Consider the following 17,351-nt stretch of genomic DNA (forward strand, 5'->3'; position numbering starts at 1 on the left):
CATGGAACGCAAGACCAAGGCCAGAGCGGCTACCGGCGTTTATCTCGTCCTCGTCGCGGCGATCCTCGTCGTCGTGAACGTCATCGCCTTCATCCAGAACAAGCGCGTCGACGTGACGAAGAACGAGCGGTTCACCCTGTCGAAGGGCTCGGCGCGCCTCGTCTCCGAGGGCCTCAAGCAAGACCTGCAGGTCGACGTCTACGTGACGCGCGGCGGCCCCAAGCAGGAGGCCTTCATCCAGGATCTCGTCGACCTGATGAACGAGTACGAGCGCGGCTCGAACGGCAAGTTCAAGTACACGCTCATCGAGCCGAAGACCGAGGAGCAGCGCACGGCCGCGAAGGAAGCGGGCCTGCAGGAAGCGGCCTTCGGTGAGGGCAGCGAGACGGGCCAGGATCAGGCCACGATCACGCGCGGCTTCATGGGCATCGCCTTCAAGTACGGCAGCGAAAAAGAGGCGATCCCGATACTGTCCGCGGATCAGTCGCAGGGCCTCGAATTCTGGATCACCAACAAGATCCGGGAGCTCCGCGACCGCGCCGACAACGTCTACCAGAAGTACGGCGTCATCACGGGCAAGGACGAGATCAAGCTGACCGACACGAACCTCGTGGCGGCGCAGCCCGGCCGCGGCGGCGGCCCCTCGATGAAGGGGATCCTCGACCAGGCGCTGCCCTTCTACAAGATCGAGGAGGTCGACCTGCAGAACGGCGACGCCGAGATCAACAAGGAGCTCGCGGGCATCATCATCACGCAGCCCGCGAAGGACTACACGGAGAAGGAGCTCCGCCGCATCGATCAGTTCCTCATGGAGGGGAACAAGTCGGTCGTCGTGATCGCGGGCGCCGTGAACCTCAAGGCCTCCGACGCGGCGATGAAGGCCGAGCTGAACCTCCACGGCCTGGACAAACTGCTCGACGGCTACGGCGTCGAGATGAAGAAGGAAGCGATCATGGACTGGGGTCGCCCCGTCCGCATCGCGGTCCCGACGCAGACCGGCCAGGTCATCGGCATCATCGGCTACGGCATGGCGCACGCGCAGCACGTCGACGGCCTGAGCGAGGCCGAGCAGACGCTCGACTCGTCGTTCGCCGGCTTCTTCCGCATCGAGGAGCTCGCGTTCCCCTTCCCCTCGACGCTCGTCACGCACCCGGAGAAGCAGCCGGGCGCGCAGATGAAGGTGGTCGCTCGCTCCACGCCGCGCAGCACGGTCGACACCTCCGACGCGATCGACCTCAAGTTCTCCGCGCAGGCCAAGCCGAAAGGCGAGTACGGCCAGCGCGCGATGGCCGTCGCGCTCGAGGGCAAGATCAAGAGCGCGTTCGGCGGCGCGGGTGAGGGCATCGAGACGCCGGGCGAGTCGAAGGACAAGAGCCGCCTGCTCGTGATCAGCGCCTCGCAGTTCCTCGCGAACCCCTACGCGCGCTCGGGCAACGCGCCCCCGATGCCGCCGCAGATGATGATGATGGGCGGCTTCGGCGGCGACGAGGATCTGCAGATGCTCTCGATGCCGTACGCCCAGAACTACCTGACGGCGACGATCCTCGCGTTCAAGAACGTCCTCGACTGGATGAGCGGCGACAGCGACCTCATCGCGACGAGCGCGAAGCTCCTCCAGGAGCCGAAGCTCACGTACGCGAACATCGAGGCGCCGAAGATCGACGCGACCGACGACGAGGCGACGGCGACGAAGAAGGCCGAGGAGTATCGCCTCGAGCGCAAGAAGACGCAGACGCGTGTGCAGTGGTCGCTCACGCTCTTCGGACCCTTGCTCTTCGCGGCGTTTGGCCTCTTCCGCTGGTGGCGGCGCGAGAACGCGCGGGGTTCCATCCGACTCGACTGACGACGAAGACGAAGGAGACCCATGAAGACCGAGCACAAGATCTACGTGGCGATCGGCGTCCTCGCGGCCCTCGGCGGCGGCCTCTACGCCACGAGGCAGACGAAGCAGAAGGAGATCTCGGCCCACTCCGCGACCGCGGCGACGGCTGATTTCCCGGCGCTCGCGCCCTCGAAGGACGACGTCGAGGCGATCACCAAGATCGAGATCAAGAACGCCGACAAGTCCAGCGTCACGCTGGAGAAGAAGGGCGACGCATGGGAGCTCGTGGCCCCCGTGTCCGCCAAGGCGAACGCTTCGAACGTGCGGTCGCTCCTCGACAACTTGAAGGAGATCAAGGTCAAGGAGAGCATCGACCGCGGCACGGGCACCTACAAGCAGTACGAGCTCGACGACGAGAAGGGCGTCCACGTCCTCGCCTACAAGGGCGACGGCAAGCTCTTCGACGCCTACTTCGGCAAGAGCGGCTCTCGTGGCCAGCTCGCGCGCGTCGGCGGCAAGGACGGCGTGTGGGTGGTCGGCGGCTACTCGAACTTCCTCTACACGCGTGAGGTCAAGAACTGGCGCGAGACGTCGATCCTCAAGTTCGAGGACGCGAACGTGATCCAGGTGTCCGTGACCAACGCGAACGGCCAGTTCAGCTTCTCGAAGAACGACGAGAAGTGGTCCGGGTCCTTCGCGAAGCGCGACAAGGACAAGAAGCTCGAGAAGCCCGAGAAGAAGTGGGAAAAATTCGACGAGGCCAAGGTCAAGGACATGCTCCGCGCATACAAGTCCCTGACCGCCGAGGACTTCGGTGACGAGAAGTCGGACGCCGGCCTCGACGCGGCCGAGACGAACGGCGGCGTGGTCCAGATCAAGCTCAAGGACAACGCCGGCGACATCACGGTCAAGGTCGGCAAGACGAGCAAGGGATCGAGCCGCTTCGCCCAGAAGGATGGCGGGGACGGCACGGTCTACGTGATCTCGTCGTGGTCCGGCGACTGGGCCACGGCGGATCGCGCCAAGTTCGAGAAGTCCGACGACAAGAAGAAGGACGAAAAGAAGGGCGAAGGCGAGGGCGACGACGGCCACGGCCACGACGCGCCCCCCGAGCTCGAGTGAGCAGGGCCCGGTAGGTCCGGGACAGACGGAGGCTCCTTCGCAAGAGGGAGCCTTCGTCGTTTTGTGGCCTCGGTCGAGAAAGCTTGACCGGACGTTTCATGCGTTTTAGGCCGCAGGGGTCATGAAGGCCTCTTATCGCTGGATTCGCGAGCTCATCCCCGGTCTCGATGCTTCTCCCGAGGAGATCGGGCGGCGTCTGACGCACGCCGGAATCGAGGTCGAGGCGATCACCGAGTTCGGCGAGGGCACGAAGACGCTCGTCGTGGCCGAGGTGCTCTCCTTCGAGCCGCACCCGTCGCGGGCGAAGCTCAAGCTCGTCACCATCAACCGCGGCGGCGCAGAGCAACGCATCGTCTGCGGCGCGCCGAACGTGCCCGAGCCGGGCGGCCTCGTGGCCTTCGCGCCCCTCGGCGCGCATCTGCCGGCCGTGAACATGACGCTCACGCCGCGCGAGATCGGCGGTGTCGTCAGCGAGGGCATGCTCTGCTCCGAGCGCGAGCTCGGGCTGTCGGCGGTCGCGAGCAAGGAAGAGGACGCGGGGATCATCATCCTGCCGAAGGGCCTCGCCAAGCCGGGCACGCCTCTGCGCGAGGCCATGCCCGAGGTGCACGACTACATCCTGCACCTTGGTTTGACCCCCAACCGTCCGGACGCGCTCGGCCACATCGGACTCGCCCGCGAGATCGCGGCGCTGTTCAACCTGCCGTGGAAGCGGCCCACGCCGAAGTCGCCCGCGCGGTTTGCCGAGGGCGAGACGGTGTCGCGCCACGTGTCCGTGCGGATCGACGACACCGAGCGTTGCCCGCGGTACGGCGCGGGCCTCGTGCTCGGCGTGACGATCGGCCCCTCGCCGACGTGGCTGCGCTACCGGCTGGAGAGCCTGGGCGTTCGTTCGATCTCGAACGTCGTCGACGTGACGAACCTCGTGCTGCTCGAGTACGGACAGCCGATGCACGCGTTCGATCTGAACGACGTGCGCGGCGGCCAGATCATCGTGCGCCGCGCCACGCCGGCCGAGCCGCTGAAGACGCTCGATGGAGAGGATCGCAAGCTCGACGTGGACGACCTCGTCATCGCAGACGCCGAAGGGCCGACCGCGCTCGCGGGCATCATGGGCGGCGCGAACAGCGAGATCCACGGCAGCACCTCGCGCGTGCTCCTCGAATGCGCCTACTTCGCTCCGCGCGGCGTGCGGCGCACCGCGCGTCGGCACGGCATGCACACCGAGTCGAGCCACCGCTTTGAACGCGGCGTCGATCACGGCTCGCTCGAAGACGCGCTCGCCTACGCGACGACGCTCCTCACCGAGCTCGCGGGCGGCGCGGCGGCGCGCGAGCCGATCCTCGCGGGCGTGAAGATCCCGGCCCGCGAGCCCGTGCGCCTGCGCGCCGCGCGCATGAACGCGCTGCTCGGCACGGACGTCCCGCTCCCCGAGGCGACGGACATCCTCACGCGCCTCGGCTTCGAGGTCCGCGGCACGCACGGCGAGGGCGAAGAAGCGTACGCCGACGTCATCCCGCCCTCGCATCGGCCCGACATCGCCGGCGAGGCGGATCTCGTCGAGGAGGTCGTTCGCGTGCGTGGCCTCGGCACCGTGCCGACGGTGCTCCCCGCGCTCCGGCCCCAGCCCCCGCGGCATGCCTTCGACCTCTCGCTCCGCGTGCGCAGCGCGGCCGTCGGCGTGGGTTTGTCGGAGGCGATCACGTACGGATTCGTCTCGCCCGAGGAGATCGCGGCGCTCGGCCTGCCGCCCGCGCCGTTCCGCCTCTTGAACCCGCTCACGCAGGATCGCTCCGTGATGCGCACGTCGCTGCTGCCGGGCCTGCTCGAAGCGGTGCGACGTGCCCGCCGACACGGCGTGCCCGACGCCCGGCTCTTCACGGTCGGCGCGCGTTTCCTCGCCGATCCGGCGCGCGCGCCGCTCGCCGACGAGGCCCCCTCGTTCGCCGCGGTGCTCGCCGGCTACCGCCGCTCCCCGCTGCAAAAGCCGGTCGAGGTCGACGTGTACGACGCGAAGGGCGTGGCCCTCGAGATCGTCGAGCGCGTCACCCACGAGAAGGCCGACGTCGCGCACCAGCCCGAGGCGACCCGCGCGCCGTACCTGCACCCGCGCGCTGCGGGGCATGTCCTCGTGAAGGGCCGCGTCGTCGGCGCGTTCGGCGTCCTGCACCCCGACGTCGTCGACAAGCTCGATCTCGGTGGTCCCGCGGTCGTCATCGAGCTCGATCTCCGCGCCCTCGCCGAGGTCGGCGCTGCGCGTCCGCAGTACCGCCCGATCCCGACCCTGCCCGCGGCGACACGCGACATCGCGCTCGTCGTCTCCGACGAGGTCGAGGCCGGCGCGGTCGGCGCGGCCATCCGCGAGGCCGGCGGCGAGCTCTGCGAGTCCGTCGAGGTCTTCGACCTCTTCCGCGGCGGCAGCATCCCCGCGGGCCACCGCTCGCTCGCCTTCCACGTCGTCTACCGCGACCCGCGCGCCGCCACCGACCCCGAGAAGGCCCGCACCCTCACGGACGAGGAGGTCGACCGGCGGCACAAGTCCGTCGTCGAGACCGTCCACGCCCGCTTCGGCGCCACGCTCCGCGCCTGAGCTCCGTCCCTCCCCTTTGCAGAATGTCCAGAAAATTCCCGCCCCGATGTGGGGACGGACGTTCGTTCGCGTGCGGCCGTAGCGTGCGCGCCCCCTCGACGAGGGTTCAGGGCGCGAACGATTGACGGGCTCGGTCCAGCCAGAAAAGACTGAAATTTCCTATCGGGGCCCGCGAGCGCTCGCGTCGAACCCGGCCCTTCCATCCTCGCGAGCGCTCTCTGGTCCCTGTCGACCCCTCTAGGACGGGACGGAGCGGACCATGGCGGAGACCCACATCACCGGAAAACACCTTCGGGCAGGGCTCGTGTGCCTCGGCGCTGCGAGCGCCTTCGCGCCGGCGGCGGCGCACGCGCAGCCTTACCAGTTCGACACGTCCGAAACGACGTTCGACACGAACTACGCGCAGAACCTCATCAGCCTGAGCGGCACGGTCAAGAACCGCGCGGGCCAGGCCATCTCGGGCGCCACGGTGACCGTCCTCGCCTGGGGCGACGGCGTGGCCAACGCGAACAAGACGGCGACCACGAACGCGTCCGGCGGCTTCACGATCACGGGCCTCAAGCGCCGGAACGTTCTGCTCAAGATCACCGCCCCCGGCCATTACAGCGAGATCGTCCCCGTCGACCTGCACCGGCCGACGAGCGAGACGATCACGAGCACCGGCACCATCGCGATGAACCCGACGAAGACGGGCCGCGTACGCCTCATCTTCGGCGGCGACACCATGATGGGCCGCCGCTTCACGGACCTCGACGCCGACGGCATCGAGGGCGAGGCCGGCGACCTCATCCGCCCCGCGACCCGCGCCGCCGATGCGCAGGCGCTCTACACGTACGTACGCGACGCCCTCTCCTCCGCGGACTACACGGTCGTCAACCTCGAGTCCCCCGTCACCTCGAACACCGACACTCCGCATCCGTACAAGGACTACACGTTCTTCTCGTACCCCGAGACGCTCGCGGGCCTCACGTACGCGGGCATCGACGGCGTCAGCCTCGCGAACAACCACATCTTCGACTACCTCACGACCGGCGTGACCGACTCGATGCTCCACGTCTCGAACGCGGGGCTCGACTGGTGCGGCGTGGGCTCGAACGAGACGAACGCCGAGGGCACCACGATCTTCCGCACGTTCAACAACGTGCCCCTCTCGCTCCTCGGCTTCAGCGAGCTCGTCTCCGACGGCTCGACGGAGCTCGACTACCTGCTCGTCGCCCGCGATCCGAGCAAGGCCGGCGCGCTCGAGTCCTCGTCCACGAACCTGAACACGTTCATCGACGCCGAGACGCCCGAGCGCTTCGCGATCCCCATGATCCACGGCGGCGTGGAGTACAGCGAGTACCCGTCGAACTCGATGCGCTCGAAGTTCATCTCGCTCGCGAACCGCGGCGCAGGGATCGTCGTCGCGCACCACACACACACCGCGCACGGCATCGGCCTCGTGAACGTGGGCGGGACGCCGCGCTTCGTGCTGATGTCGCTCGGCAACTTCGTCTTCGATCAGGACGTGCACGAGACCTTCCAGTCCTTCCTCGCGGTGGCGGACGTCGACGTGCTCGCGGGCGGCGGCTTCGACGTCGCGCGGCTGGATCTCATCCCGATCAGCATCGAGGGCTACGTGACGAAGCTCGTCGCGGGCGAGGGGCTCGCGCGGACGGGGCGACATTTCGGGCACCTCTCGACGTACCTGCCGAAGAGCCCGGCCGGCGTGAACGTCGCGGACGGGCTCTCCGGCGCGGTCGTCTTCCCCGCGGGGCACCGCATCGTCGCGCTCCGATCGGCCTCGCAGTACACGACGACGACGACGAACCAGACGTTCAATGCGCCCGTGACGAGCCAGGCGACCGGGCCCATCGTGTTCACGCGCAATGCGCCGTCGGACTCGCTCTCGTACGTGAAGTCGAGCGCGAGCGCGACGGTCGAGTGGGGCCGCGAGCTCCTGATCAACGGGGACTTCGAGGACCTCGACGTCGACGGCGATTTCAGCGAGGGGCGGGCGTGGGACCAGAGCACGGTCCGCTACGTGGAGAACAGCGTCGTGCGCAGCGGCACGGGCGCGCTCGTGATGCTCCGCAACTCGTCGAACTCGTCGGAGATCACGGTCTACAACAACAACCGCGTCTCCTTCCCCGGCGGCTCGAAGCTCACGATCACGGGCTGGATCCAGGGCGACAACGCGGGTCCGTTCACGCTCACGACGCGCATGTACAGCGATAGCGGCGCGACGCTGAGCACGACCGACTCGTTCACGAAGACCGCGGGCACGTACGGCTGGACGCAGTTCGTCGTGAACGTCACGGCCTCCGCGAGCGCGACGAGCGCGCGCTTCTACTTCCGGACCTCGCCGCCCGCGACGGGCGAAGCACGCATCTTCATCGACGACTTCGGCCTCATCCGCTGGGAGAAGAGCTCGATCTACGCCTTGAACGGCTTCGAGATCCCTGCGCCGAACAACTGGAGCCACGTGCGCTTCACGAACGTCGCCTCGGGCGTCTCCTCGCTCGGCGTCACGCTCGGGCACCGCACCTTCAGCGTGCTCTAGTCGGCCTCGGCCGCGTCCTCCGCCAAGAGCCTCGACCAGAAAGCCTTCACCTCGTCGAGGCGCTCGGTGCGCGCGGCCGGCGGCAGCCCGTCGAGCAGGAGCGCGCCGTAGCCGCGCGTCCGTACCCGTCGATCCAGGATCGTCACGATCCCGCGATCCTGCCGCGTGCGGATCAGCCGTCCGAACCCTTGCTTCAGCGTGATCGCCGCCTGCGGCACCGTGTACGTCGCGAACGGCGAGTGCCCCGCCTGCTCGATCGCCTGCGACCGCGCGACGACCACGGGATCCGTGGGGACGGCGAACGGGATCTTGTCGATCACCACGAGCCGGAGCGCGTCGCCCGGCACGTCGACGCCTTCCCAGAAGCTCATCGTGGCCACGAGGACCGCGTGATGCGCGGCGCGGAACTTCGAGAGCAACATCCGCTTCGGCGCTTGCCCCTGCACCATGAGCGGCCCCGGCACCCTTCCTGCGAGCGCGCGGCCGAGCGCGGCCATGGAACGGTTGGAGGTGCAAAGAACGAACGCTCCGCCTCCCACGATGTTCACGAGCTCCACGATCCGATCGGCCGACGCCGCGAGGAACGTGGGCTCCGAGACCTCCGGCAGATCCCGCGGCGTGTAGAGCAACGCGCGCGAGGCGTAGTCGAACGGCGAAGGCACGACGAGCTCGTCGACCGGCACCGTGACGCGCTCGTCGAGGCCGAGGCGCGTGCGCAGAAATCGAAAGTCCCCTGCCTTCGCGGTCATCGTCGCGCTCGTCAGCACCACGCCGCCGATCCGCTCGAACACGCCTTCGCGAAAGAGCCAGCCGACGTCCACGGCCGACGCGCCCACCGACACGGAGCGCGCGCGCACCTCGACCCACGTCACCTGGCCCGACTTGCCGTCGACGATCTTCGCCGCGTCCGCGCGGAGCGTCTCCGCGCGTGTGCCCACGAGCCCGACCGCCTCCGTGATCGCGTGCGCCGACGCGTACCCCGCGAGCGCTTCGAGCGCCTCGTCGAAGCGGTGATACGCCTCGACGAGCTCACCCGCCCACACCTCGCGCCGCAGCTCCACGCGCCCCTCGCGCGCGGCATCGCCCCCGACCTTCGCGATCGCCCCAAAAAACCGATCCGCCGCCTCGCGCACGATCGCCACGATCGCGGTCCCCTCCCCTCGCCCGAGGATCCGATCGGCGAGCCCGCTCGCGATGAAGGCGCGATCGGCGTCGCGCAACATCGAGTCGACGCGTGATCCGGAGATGCGCGTGCCGAAAAACTCGGTCGCGATGTCTTCGAGCTCGTGCGCCTCGTCGAAGATCACCGCGTCGTACGGCGGCAGCGCGCCCGCGCCGGGGACGTTGCCGCGACCGAGCTTGAGCGAGAGATCCGCGAAGAAGAGGTGGTGGTTCACCACGAGTACGCGCGCCTCTTCGGCCTCGCGTTTCATGCGCGTGACGAAGCATTTTTCGAAGAACGGGCACGCCGAGCCGATACGCGTCTCGCTCGACGAGCACACCTCGCGCCGGATCGGATCCGACTCGGCGAGCGTGACGAGCTCCGCGAGATCACCGACCTCGGTCTCCCGCGCCCACGCCTCCACGACGGGCAGCGAGCGCGAGATGCCCGCGTCGTGGTGCGACTCGGGGCTCGTTCGGAGCTCATCGAAGCGCCGCAAGCAGAGGTAGTTGCCGAGCCCCTTCACGAGCGCCGCCGACACGCGAAGCCCGAGGTACTCCGCGACAAGCGGCAGATCCTTGGCGAAGATTTGTTCTTCGAGCGCCTTCGTCGCCGTGGAGATCACGACCTTGCGGCCGCTCAGGATCGCCGGGACCAGGTACGCGAGCGTCTTGCCCGTGCCCGTGCCCGCCTCGCAGAGCAGCACGCGATCTTCGTCGAGCGCGCGCTCGACCGCGTCGGCCATCGCGAGCTGCCCCTCGCGATCCTCGTAGCCCTCGAACGCGCGCGCGAGCGGCCCCTGCGGCCCGAGCAGCCGGCGCGCACGCCCTTCCCTCGCTGGTGTTTCGTGCCCCTCGTCGGCCTCGACGTCGTCGTCGTCGCGCACTACGACCGCGACGCCGCCTTCTCGAGCGAGAGCGCGAAGCCGACCTCGGTCATCGCCTCGTCGAGCCCCGCCACGCGCTTCTCGAAGGAGACCTCGAACCAGCTATCGAGCGTGCGCTCCTCGTCGCTCGGGTCTGGCAGGCGCGTGATCTGCGTCCCGACCTCGTGATACCCGCGCTCCTCTGCAGCGACGGCGAGCCCGCGCGCGCGCTCGAACATCGCGTCGTCCGGGTCGTGCGGGAAATCGCTGCGTTGCGCGCGCAGCACGAGGCCCACCGCGACCTCGCTCGCGTGCACGCGTACGCCCGAGTCCATGATGAGGTTCTCCCGCGCGCGCTCGGCGACGTGTACGACGTCACCGCGCGTGCGGTACACCTCGAACCCTGCGGCAATCAAAGCTTTTTTGACTTCGGCCGGGGTCGGCATCGTCCGATCGTTCCGGGCCCCCCAGATTATTTGGACCGGGCCCAAGGCTCGCAACTTCGTGGAGAAACGTCAAGGGGCCGCTCGGGCTCGCGTGTCGCCTGTGCGTCGAGGAACGCGAGCCCGACGATCGCGCCGCCGAGCTCCTCCTGGATCCAGACGACCCGGCCGGATCGCGACCCCTCGTCACCGAGGCCCACCTCGAAGCACTCGCCGAGCCCCACGGACTCGTCGAGGATCGCGCGCAAACCGCCCAGGCTGATGTTGAGCGCGAAGCCGTGCACCTCCCTCTCCCCGCGACGGAACACCACCCGCTCGGTGAACGGGCGGCGCGCCGAGGCGCGGCGGCCGAACGCGGCCACGGACGGAGGAGCGCACTGGGTCGGCGTCAAAGAGCGGCGTTTCACGAGGCTCGGGAGCGTAGCAGCGAGCCTCGTGTTGTCAGCCTACGTACGGGGTTTTCCTGCTGGGTTCGCCCGGGCCTCAGTGCGTGGCGTTCGGGGCGTGACCGCTCGAACCGTCGTCGGGCTCCTGGTAGACCGGCGCGGGCTCGAGGACGTTGAGCTGATCACGCTTCAGCTTCAGGCCTTTGTCCGAGAAGAACAGGTCGTTCTCGTCGAGGCGCGAGCGAACGCGGCCGATGAACAGGATCGGGTCGCCCTCGCGGGTGTAGCCGAGCTGGACGATCGCGCCTTTCGGCCACGAGCCGCCGTCGAAGGTGAGCTCACGGCGCAGCGTGTAAAACCCTTCGGGCGTGAGCTTCTTCAACGTGCCCGCCCAGTTGAGGCCGCGGAACTCGATGCCCGGGCCGTGGAAATGCCAGCGGTTGTGGATGTTGTGGTCGGGCGTGATGATCTGAGGAAGGCCGCTGTCCGAGTGATTGTGGAAATACACGATCGTGTTGGCAGGGACCTTCTGCTCGTTGCCCGGAAGCGGCTGCGACGTCAGGTAGAGCCCGCAATCCGGCAGCATGTTTTTCGGTGTGGCCATGGGACCCGGAGCTTACTCATCACGCGCCGGGCGGTCGAGCCGTTCGACGTGGCCAAAGGAGCCCTTCCGCCAGCGCCTCTCACTTGAAGTCGTGCTATGCCGGGGCCTCGTTGATCCCGTGCGAGGATTCTGACCTCGCCACGCTGGATGCGGAGCTCGAGCACGTGAACAAGTTGACAAGCATCCTGGGCGGCTTCGCCGTCATCGCCATCGCCCTCGTCTTCATCGTCCAGTTCCGGCCGAACGCATCGCAGCAGATGGTCGAGACCGCGAGGTGCGCCGTGGAGATCCGCGGAGCGTGCATCTCGTCGGGCCATTACTGGGCCTCGTACCGCATGCTCGCTCCGCGCGGCGCCGACCAGGAGTGGTTGCGCCAGCGCAACCTCCGCAAGATCACGGCCGAGGGTCTGGTCGAACGGCAGCTCTTGAACGAGGACGCGAAGCGGCTCGGGATCACCATCTCGGACGACGAGCTCAACGCCGAGCTCACCTCGGGCCGGATGCACGTCTCGATGCCCGTCTCGCCCGTCACGATGCCCGACGGCCGCGTCGTCGATCCCCGCGGCGCCGCGTACATGGGCATGGGCGGCCCGATGCTCCGCTACCTGAACGTCAAGAATCGGCAGACCGGAAAGTTCGACCTCAAAGCATATGAGCGCGAGGTCCGCATGGTCGCCAAGATGAGCCCGCAGGAGTTCCGCGAGTACCAGAAGGAAGAGATCATCGCGGCGCGCATGCGTGATCTCGTCCGCTCGCGCGCGGTCGTGGGCGAGGCCGAGGCGTTCGCGCGGTACAACCAGGACAAGTCGACGGCCACCGTCTCCTACGTCCGGCTCGACAAGCGCTTCTTCGCGGATCTCGTGGCCGACAAGTCGCAGAAGGCGATCGACGCGTGGGTCGCGCTGAACAAGGAGGAGGAGGAGCGCCAGTGGAACTCGCGCAAGTCCTCGTACCTGCCCGAGTGCCGCGTGACGCGTCACATCCTCGCGAAGATCGATCAGGACAACGCCGATCCCGCCGACGCGAAGGCGAAGGCCAAGGAGAAGATCGAGCAGGCGAAGGCGCGGCTCGACAAGGGCGAGAGCTTCGCCGACGTGGCCCGCGCGATGAGCGAGGACGGCAGCGCGGAGCGCGGCGGCCTGCTCGGCTGTGTGACGAAGGGCAAAATGGTAAAACCCTTCGAGGACGCGATGCTCAAGGCCGAGCCCGGCAAGGTGACGGACATCGTCGAGAGCGAGTTCGGTTATCACCTCGTCCTCGTCGACAAGGTCGCGAAGGATCTCGAGGCCGAGGCCGTGGGCCGCGCCGAGGTCGACGAGGATCTCTACCTCAAGTTCGAGACCGAGCGCCTGACGGCCGAGGCCGCGAAGGCGATCCTCGCGGCGGTGAAGGGCGGCAAGACGCTCGACCAGGCCGTCGATACCTACCTCTCCGAGCTCGAAGCGAAGCTCGCCACGAAGGACGAGAAGAAGGACGGCAAGGCCAAGAAGGACGACAAGAAGAAGGACGACACGAAGGACGAGGCGAAGAAGGACGAGGCCGCGGCCGAGTCGCCCGTGCGCAAGCATCCGCAGCGCCCCGTCGTGGAGTCGAGCCTTCCGTTCAACGCTTCGGGCAGCCCGATCCCCGGCATGATGCCGGGCTCGAACGCCGCGACCGCGGCCTTCAAGCTGGAGAAGCCGGGCGACGCCGCGGACGAGATCGTCCAGCTCTTCACCGGCTACGCCGTGATGGTCCTCAAGGAGAAGAAGCCCGCCTCGAAGGAGGACTGGGAGAAGGATCGCCCGGCGTTCATGGCCCAGTTCCGCGAGGAGAAGCAGGAGGACGCGCTCGTCGCTTACATCTCGCGCCTGCGCAACACGCTCGGGACGGAGATCAAGTTCGGCGGCGCCGAGTTCACGACCGAAGCGAAGCCGCCCAAGGATGGCGCCGAGGACTTCGGAGAGTAGCGGAACGGGTCCGAATGCATCATTCGTGAGGGCGGATGCTGATCCACCAAGACCTCGTCCTCCCGAACGGGCTGCCTCTCGTCATCGTCCCGCAGCCGAGCGTGCACCGCGCGGTCGCGGCGCTCTTCCTGCGCACGGGCTCCCGCTTCGAGACATCCAAGACCAACGGGATCTCGCATTTCCTGGAGCACATGGTCTTCCGGGGGACGAAGGACCTCCCTTCGGCCCACGCGCAGGCCCTCGCGTTCGAGCGGCTCGGCGGCACGCTCTACGCCGCGACCTACGTGGATCACGGCGTGATGAGCATCTCCGTGCCACCGCGGAACTTCGAGCAGGTGATCTCGCTGCTCGGAGAGGTGACGACGGATCCGCGCTTCTCGGACCTCGAGATCGAGCGCGGGATCGTGCGCGAGGAGATCCTCGAAGACCTCGACGACGACGGCCGGATCATCGACGCGGACAACCTCGCGCGCGCCCTGATGTACCAGGATCACCCGCTCGGCTACACGATCACGGGCGGGCTCGACACGCTCGCGCTCTTCGACGCGCCGATGCTGCGCGCCCACCACGCGCGGCACTACACCGCGTCGAACGCGGTCCTCTGCCTCGCGGGCAACCTCGATCCGGATCGCGTGATCAAGGCGGCGGAGCGCGCCTTCGCCGCGATGCCGAAGGGCAGCCGCATCCAGGCGTCGCCTCCGCCGAACGGCCAGAAGAAGCCGCGTTTTTCGTTCGTCGAGAACCAGTCGAGCCAGACGGAGCTGCGCGTCGCGTTCCGCGCGGTGAGCGAAAAGGACAAGCTCGAGCCGAGCGTGGAGATGCTCCTGCGCGTGCTCGACGACGGCATGTCGACGCGCCTCTACGAGCGGATCTGCGACCGGCTCGGCCTCTGTTACGACGTCTCGGGCATGTTCGAGGCGTACGAGGACGACGGCGTCGTCGACATCGCTGCGGGCGCGGCGCACGAGCGCGCGACCGTGGTGCTGAAGGAGATTTTCGCCCTCGTGCACGAGCTCGCGTCGCACGGGCCCACGCCCGAGGAGCTCGACAAGGCGAAGAACCGTCACCTCTGGTCCGTCGAGGCGATGCTCGACGACGCCGAGGCCGTGGCGAGCTTCTACGGCCTCGCCGCCTTCGCGAACATCGCGCGGACGCCGATGGCGCGGCACGAGGAGCTCGCGAGCGTCACGGTCGCCGACGTGCGGGATGCCGCCCAGCGGGTATTCCGTCCCGAGCGGATGAGCACGATCGCGGTGGGCCTGCTCAGCCGCGCCGAAGAGGGGCGGATGGAGCGGGCGGTCAAGGGATTCGGGGGATAACGCACCAAAACGGAGGCGCGTGAAGGGCAAAAGCGGGCGTCATTATTGAAGTGATTATCGAAGCGGGAGGTCGGGACGGATCGTTCTTGCATGCATGCGCATGAACGCATATAGCAAGAGACGTGATGCACGACCCGACGGGCCCGAGCGGGCGTCTGCCCTCGGACGCCGCGAGTCGGTGGGAGCTCTACCGGCTCCTCGCCGATCCGGTGCGCCCGCGGCTGCTCGCGCTGGCCGCAGCCGAGGAGCTCGGCGTCGGGGAGCTGTCGGAGCTGCTCCGGGAAGGTCAGCCGAAGATCTCACGGCACGCGGCAGCGCTCCGCGACGCGGGCCTTTTGCTCGCGCGCAAGCAAGGCACGTGGACGCTGCTGCGTCTCTCGCCGGGCGCCGCGACGGATCCGGTCGTGGCCGACGCAGTGCGGGCCGGGACCGCGGCCTGCGAGGCCGACGGGACGATGGAGCGGATCGGCGAAGTGATCGCCGGTCGCGACGCCGCGACCCGGGAGTTTTTCGCGCGCGGTGGGAGGCCCGTGCGGTCCGGGCCGCCGCTCGAGCTGGGTGCGTATCTCGCCGCGATCGCGCCGCTTCTTCCGCATCGAGCCCTCGCGATCGACGTGGGCACGGGTGACGGCGCGCTGCTCGAAGTGCTGTCTCCGCTCTTCGAACGCGTCATCGCGGTGGATCGCGCCGAGGCGCAGCTCACGCTCGCAGAAGAGCGCATCCGCCGGCACGAGCTCGCGAACGTGGAGCTCGTGCAGGGCGAATACGACGCGCCCGAGCTCCGCGCGCGCGTCGAGTCGCGGGCGGGTGACGCCGGCGGCGCGGACGTGGTCTTCGCCGCGCGCGTCCTGCACCACGCGCCCAAGCCCGCACGCGCGATGGCCGCGCTCATGAACCTCGCGCGGCCGAACGGCGGCGCGGTGTGCGTCATCGACTACGAGGCGCACGACGATCAGGCCCTCTGCGAGCAGGAGGCCGATCTCTGGCAAGGCTTCGATCCCGAGACGCTGCGGCGGATGGCCGTGGACGCGGGTCTCGTGGACGTGACGATTCGCCGTCTCCCGCGCGCCTGGCAGGGAGACGGCCCGGACAGGCACCTCGTCTGGCAGCTCCTGGTCGGTCGGCGCAGCGAGGAATCCACAGGGACCGCCGAGAACAGCAAGAGGACACGATGAGCGAAAAACCCCGCTTCAAGGTCGCCGATCTCAGCCTCGCCGACTGGGGCCGCAAGGAGATCCGCATCGCCGAGAAGGAGATGCCCGGCCTCATGGCGCTGCGCGCCGAGTACGGCAAGCAGAAGCCCCTCGCCGGCGCCCGCATCGCAGGCTGCCTGCACATGACCATCCAGACCGCGGTCCTGATCGAGACCTTGCGCGAGCTCGGCGCCGAGGTGACCTGGACGAGCTGCAACATCTACTCGACGCAGGATCACGCGGCCGCCGCGATCGCTGCGACGGGCGTGCCCGTCTTCGCCTGGAAGGGCGAGACGCTCGAGGAGTACGACTGGTGCATCGAGCAGCAGCTCTACGCCTTCGAGGGCGGCAAAGGCCCGAACATGATCCTCGACGACGGCGGGGACCTGACCACGATGGTTCACGAAAAATACCCGCAGCTCTTCGAGGGCCCGGATCCGGTCCGCGGCATCAGCGAGGAGACGACGACGGGCGTGAACCGGCTCTACGACATGCACCGCAAGGGCCTGCTCCGCGTGCCTTCGTTCAACGTGAACAACTCGGTCACGAAGTCGAAGTTCGACAACCTCTACGGCTGCCGCGAGTCGCTCGGCGACGGCATCAAGCGCGCGACGGACGTGATGTTCGCGGGCAAGGTCGCGGTCGTCTGCGGCTACGGCGACGTCGGCAAGGGCTGCGCGCAGTCGCTGCGTGGGCTCGGCGCGCGCGTCATCATTACCGAGATCGACCCGATCTGCGCGCTCCAGGCCGCGATGGAGGGCTACGAGGTGCGCACGCTCGAGTCGGTCGCGCACGTCGCCGACATCTTCGTCACCGCGACAGGCTGCAAGGACGTCGTCCGCGGCGAGCACATGCTGCGGATGAAGGACGAGGCGATCCTCTGCAACATCGGGCACTTCGACTCCGAGATCCAGATCGCGTGGCTCGAGTCGAACCCCGAGATCAAAGAGGAGAACATCAAGCCGCAGGTCGACCACTTCATCTTCCCCGACGGCAAGCGCCTCATCGTGCTCGCCCGCGGCCGGCTGGTGAACCTCGGCTGCGCCACGGGCCACCCGTCGTTCGTGATGTCGACCTCGTTCTCGAACCAGGTCCTCGCCCAGATTGCGCTCTGGACCGAGAAGTACCCCCTCGGCGTGCACCTGCTCCCGAAGAAGCTCGACGAGAAGGTCGCCGCGCTGCACCTCGCCAAGCTCGGCGTGGAGCTCACGCAGCTCACGAAGGATCAAGCCGACTACATCGGCGTGCCCGTCGAGGGCCCCTTCAAGCCCGAGAACTACCGGTACTGACGGACGAGCACCGCGGCGCATCCTCCCCGGGTGCGCCGCGGTTTGTCCCTTCCATCGGGCCCGGA

12 protein-coding genes are annotated in these 17,351 nt (G+C 68.2%); 8 read left to right on the forward strand and 4 right to left on the reverse strand.

Annotated elements, in window-relative coordinates; translation table 11 throughout:
- Position 1 precedes the first annotated feature (1 nt).
- From QHF84_RS02890 to QHF84_RS02905, 4 genes are all read left to right on the forward strand, one after another.
- Positions 2 to 1,843 carry a GldG family protein gene (locus QHF84_RS02890; RefSeq protein WP_281311599.1) on the forward strand — a complete coding sequence of 614 codons (1,842 nt, stop codon included), beginning with the start codon at positions 2 to 4 and terminating at the stop codon, positions 1,841 to 1,843.
- Between the two features lie 21 nt (positions 1,844 to 1,864).
- Positions 1,865 to 2,944 carry a DUF4340 domain-containing protein gene (locus QHF84_RS02895; protein ID WP_281311600.1) on the forward strand — a complete coding sequence of 360 codons (1,080 nt, stop codon included), beginning with the start codon at positions 1,865 to 1,867 and terminating at the stop codon, positions 2,942 to 2,944.
- 121 nt (positions 2,945 to 3,065) lie between these two features.
- Positions 3,066 to 5,534 (forward strand): phenylalanine--tRNA ligase subunit beta, encoded by a 2,469-nt coding sequence (gene pheT / locus QHF84_RS02900; RefSeq protein ID WP_281311601.1) that lies wholly within the window; start codon positions 3,066 to 3,068, stop codon positions 5,532 to 5,534.
- Positions 5,535 to 5,793: 259 nt separating this feature from the next.
- On the forward strand, positions 5,794 to 8,076 hold the full coding sequence (locus QHF84_RS02905) for a CapA family protein (RefSeq protein WP_281311602.1): 2,283 nt from the start codon (positions 5,794 to 5,796) through the stop codon (positions 8,074 to 8,076).
- Here QHF84_RS02905 and QHF84_RS02910 read toward each other — a convergent pair.
- The 4 genes from QHF84_RS02910 to QHF84_RS02925 all read right to left on the reverse strand — a co-directional run bounded on the left by QHF84_RS02910 (position 8,073) and on the right by QHF84_RS02925 (position 11,536).
- Positions 8,073 to 10,124 (reverse strand): ATP-dependent DNA helicase, encoded by a 2,052-nt coding sequence (locus QHF84_RS02910; protein WP_281311603.1) that lies wholly within the window; start codon positions 10,122 to 10,124, stop codon positions 8,073 to 8,075. The genes QHF84_RS02905 and QHF84_RS02910 overlap by 4 nt on opposite strands.
- A complete protein-coding gene (locus QHF84_RS02915) occupies positions 10,124 to 10,549 on the reverse strand; it encodes a hypothetical protein (protein WP_281311604.1) in 426 nt (141 codons plus the stop codon). The genes QHF84_RS02910 and QHF84_RS02915 overlap by 1 nt, the downstream gene beginning before the upstream one ends.
- A 26-nt stretch (positions 10,550 to 10,575) precedes the next feature.
- On the reverse strand, positions 10,576 to 10,953 hold the full coding sequence (locus tag QHF84_RS02920; protein ID WP_281311605.1) for a PilZ domain-containing protein: 378 nt from the start codon (positions 10,951 to 10,953) through the stop codon (positions 10,576 to 10,578).
- Between the two features lie 76 nt (positions 10,954 to 11,029).
- Positions 11,030 to 11,536 carry a hypothetical protein gene (locus tag QHF84_RS02925; RefSeq protein WP_272423346.1) on the reverse strand — a complete coding sequence of 169 codons (507 nt, stop codon included), beginning with the start codon at positions 11,534 to 11,536 and terminating at the stop codon, positions 11,030 to 11,032.
- A 164-nt stretch (positions 11,537 to 11,700) separates the two neighbouring features.
- Here QHF84_RS02925 and QHF84_RS02930 point away from each other — a divergent pair, with 164 nt between their 5' ends.
- The 4 genes from QHF84_RS02930 (at position 11,701) to ahcY (ending at position 17,286) form a co-directional block, all read left to right on the forward strand.
- Positions 11,701 to 13,485, forward strand: a complete 1,785-nt coding sequence (locus QHF84_RS02930; protein WP_281311606.1) for a peptidylprolyl isomerase — start codon at positions 11,701 to 11,703, stop codon at positions 13,483 to 13,485.
- Between the two features lie 35 nt (positions 13,486 to 13,520).
- The gene (locus QHF84_RS02935) at positions 13,521 to 14,804 is read left to right on the forward strand and encodes a pitrilysin family protein (protein ID WP_281311607.1); all 1,284 of its coding nucleotides are present in this window, start codon (positions 13,521 to 13,523) and stop codon (positions 14,802 to 14,804) included.
- Positions 14,805 to 14,929: 125 nt separating this feature from the next.
- Positions 14,930 to 15,979 (forward strand): methyltransferase, encoded by a 1,050-nt coding sequence (locus QHF84_RS02940; RefSeq protein WP_281311608.1) that lies wholly within the window; start codon positions 14,930 to 14,932, stop codon positions 15,977 to 15,979.
- Positions 15,976 to 17,286 carry an adenosylhomocysteinase gene (ahcY, locus tag QHF84_RS02945; protein ID WP_281311609.1) on the forward strand — a complete coding sequence of 437 codons (1,311 nt, stop codon included), beginning with the start codon at positions 15,976 to 15,978 and terminating at the stop codon, positions 17,284 to 17,286. Before QHF84_RS02940 ends, ahcY begins: the two co-directional genes overlap by 4 nt.
- The last annotated feature ends 65 nt before the right edge of the window (positions 17,287 to 17,351 follow it).

It is taken from the genome of Polyangium sp. y55x31 (genome assembly GCF_029946505.1).
GTDB lineage: Bacteria > Myxococcota_A > Polyangia > Polyangiales > Polyangiaceae > Polyangium.

Excerpts from the sequence above, each read along its gene's own strand:
- pheT (WP_281311601.1), top strand. The coding sequence starts at position 3,066 with ATGAAGGCCTCTTATCGCTGGATTCGCGAGCTCATCCCCGGTCTCGAT.
- ahcY (WP_281311609.1), top strand. The coding sequence starts at position 15,976 with ATGAGCGAAAAACCCCGCTTCAAGGTCGCCGATCTCAGCCTCGCCGAC.
- QHF84_RS02935 (WP_281311607.1), top strand. The coding sequence starts at position 13,521 with ATGCTGATCCACCAAGACCTCGTCCTCCCGAACGGGCTGCCTCTCGTC.
- QHF84_RS02895 (WP_281311600.1), top strand. The coding sequence starts at position 1,865 with ATGAAGACCGAGCACAAGATCTACGTGGCGATCGGCGTCCTCGCGGCC.
- QHF84_RS02940 (WP_281311608.1), top strand. The coding sequence starts at position 14,930 with ATGCACGACCCGACGGGCCCGAGCGGGCGTCTGCCCTCGGACGCCGCG.
- QHF84_RS02925 (WP_272423346.1), bottom strand. The coding sequence starts at position 11,536 with ATGGCCACACCGAAAAACATGCTGCCGGATTGCGGGCTCTACCTGACG.
- QHF84_RS02890 (WP_281311599.1), top strand. The coding sequence starts at position 2 with ATGGAACGCAAGACCAAGGCCAGAGCGGCTACCGGCGTTTATCTCGTC.
- QHF84_RS02905 (WP_281311602.1), top strand. The coding sequence starts at position 5,794 with ATGGCGGAGACCCACATCACCGGAAAACACCTTCGGGCAGGGCTCGTG.
- QHF84_RS02915 (WP_281311604.1), bottom strand. The coding sequence starts at position 10,549 with ATGCCGACCCCGGCCGAAGTCAAAAAAGCTTTGATTGCCGCAGGGTTC.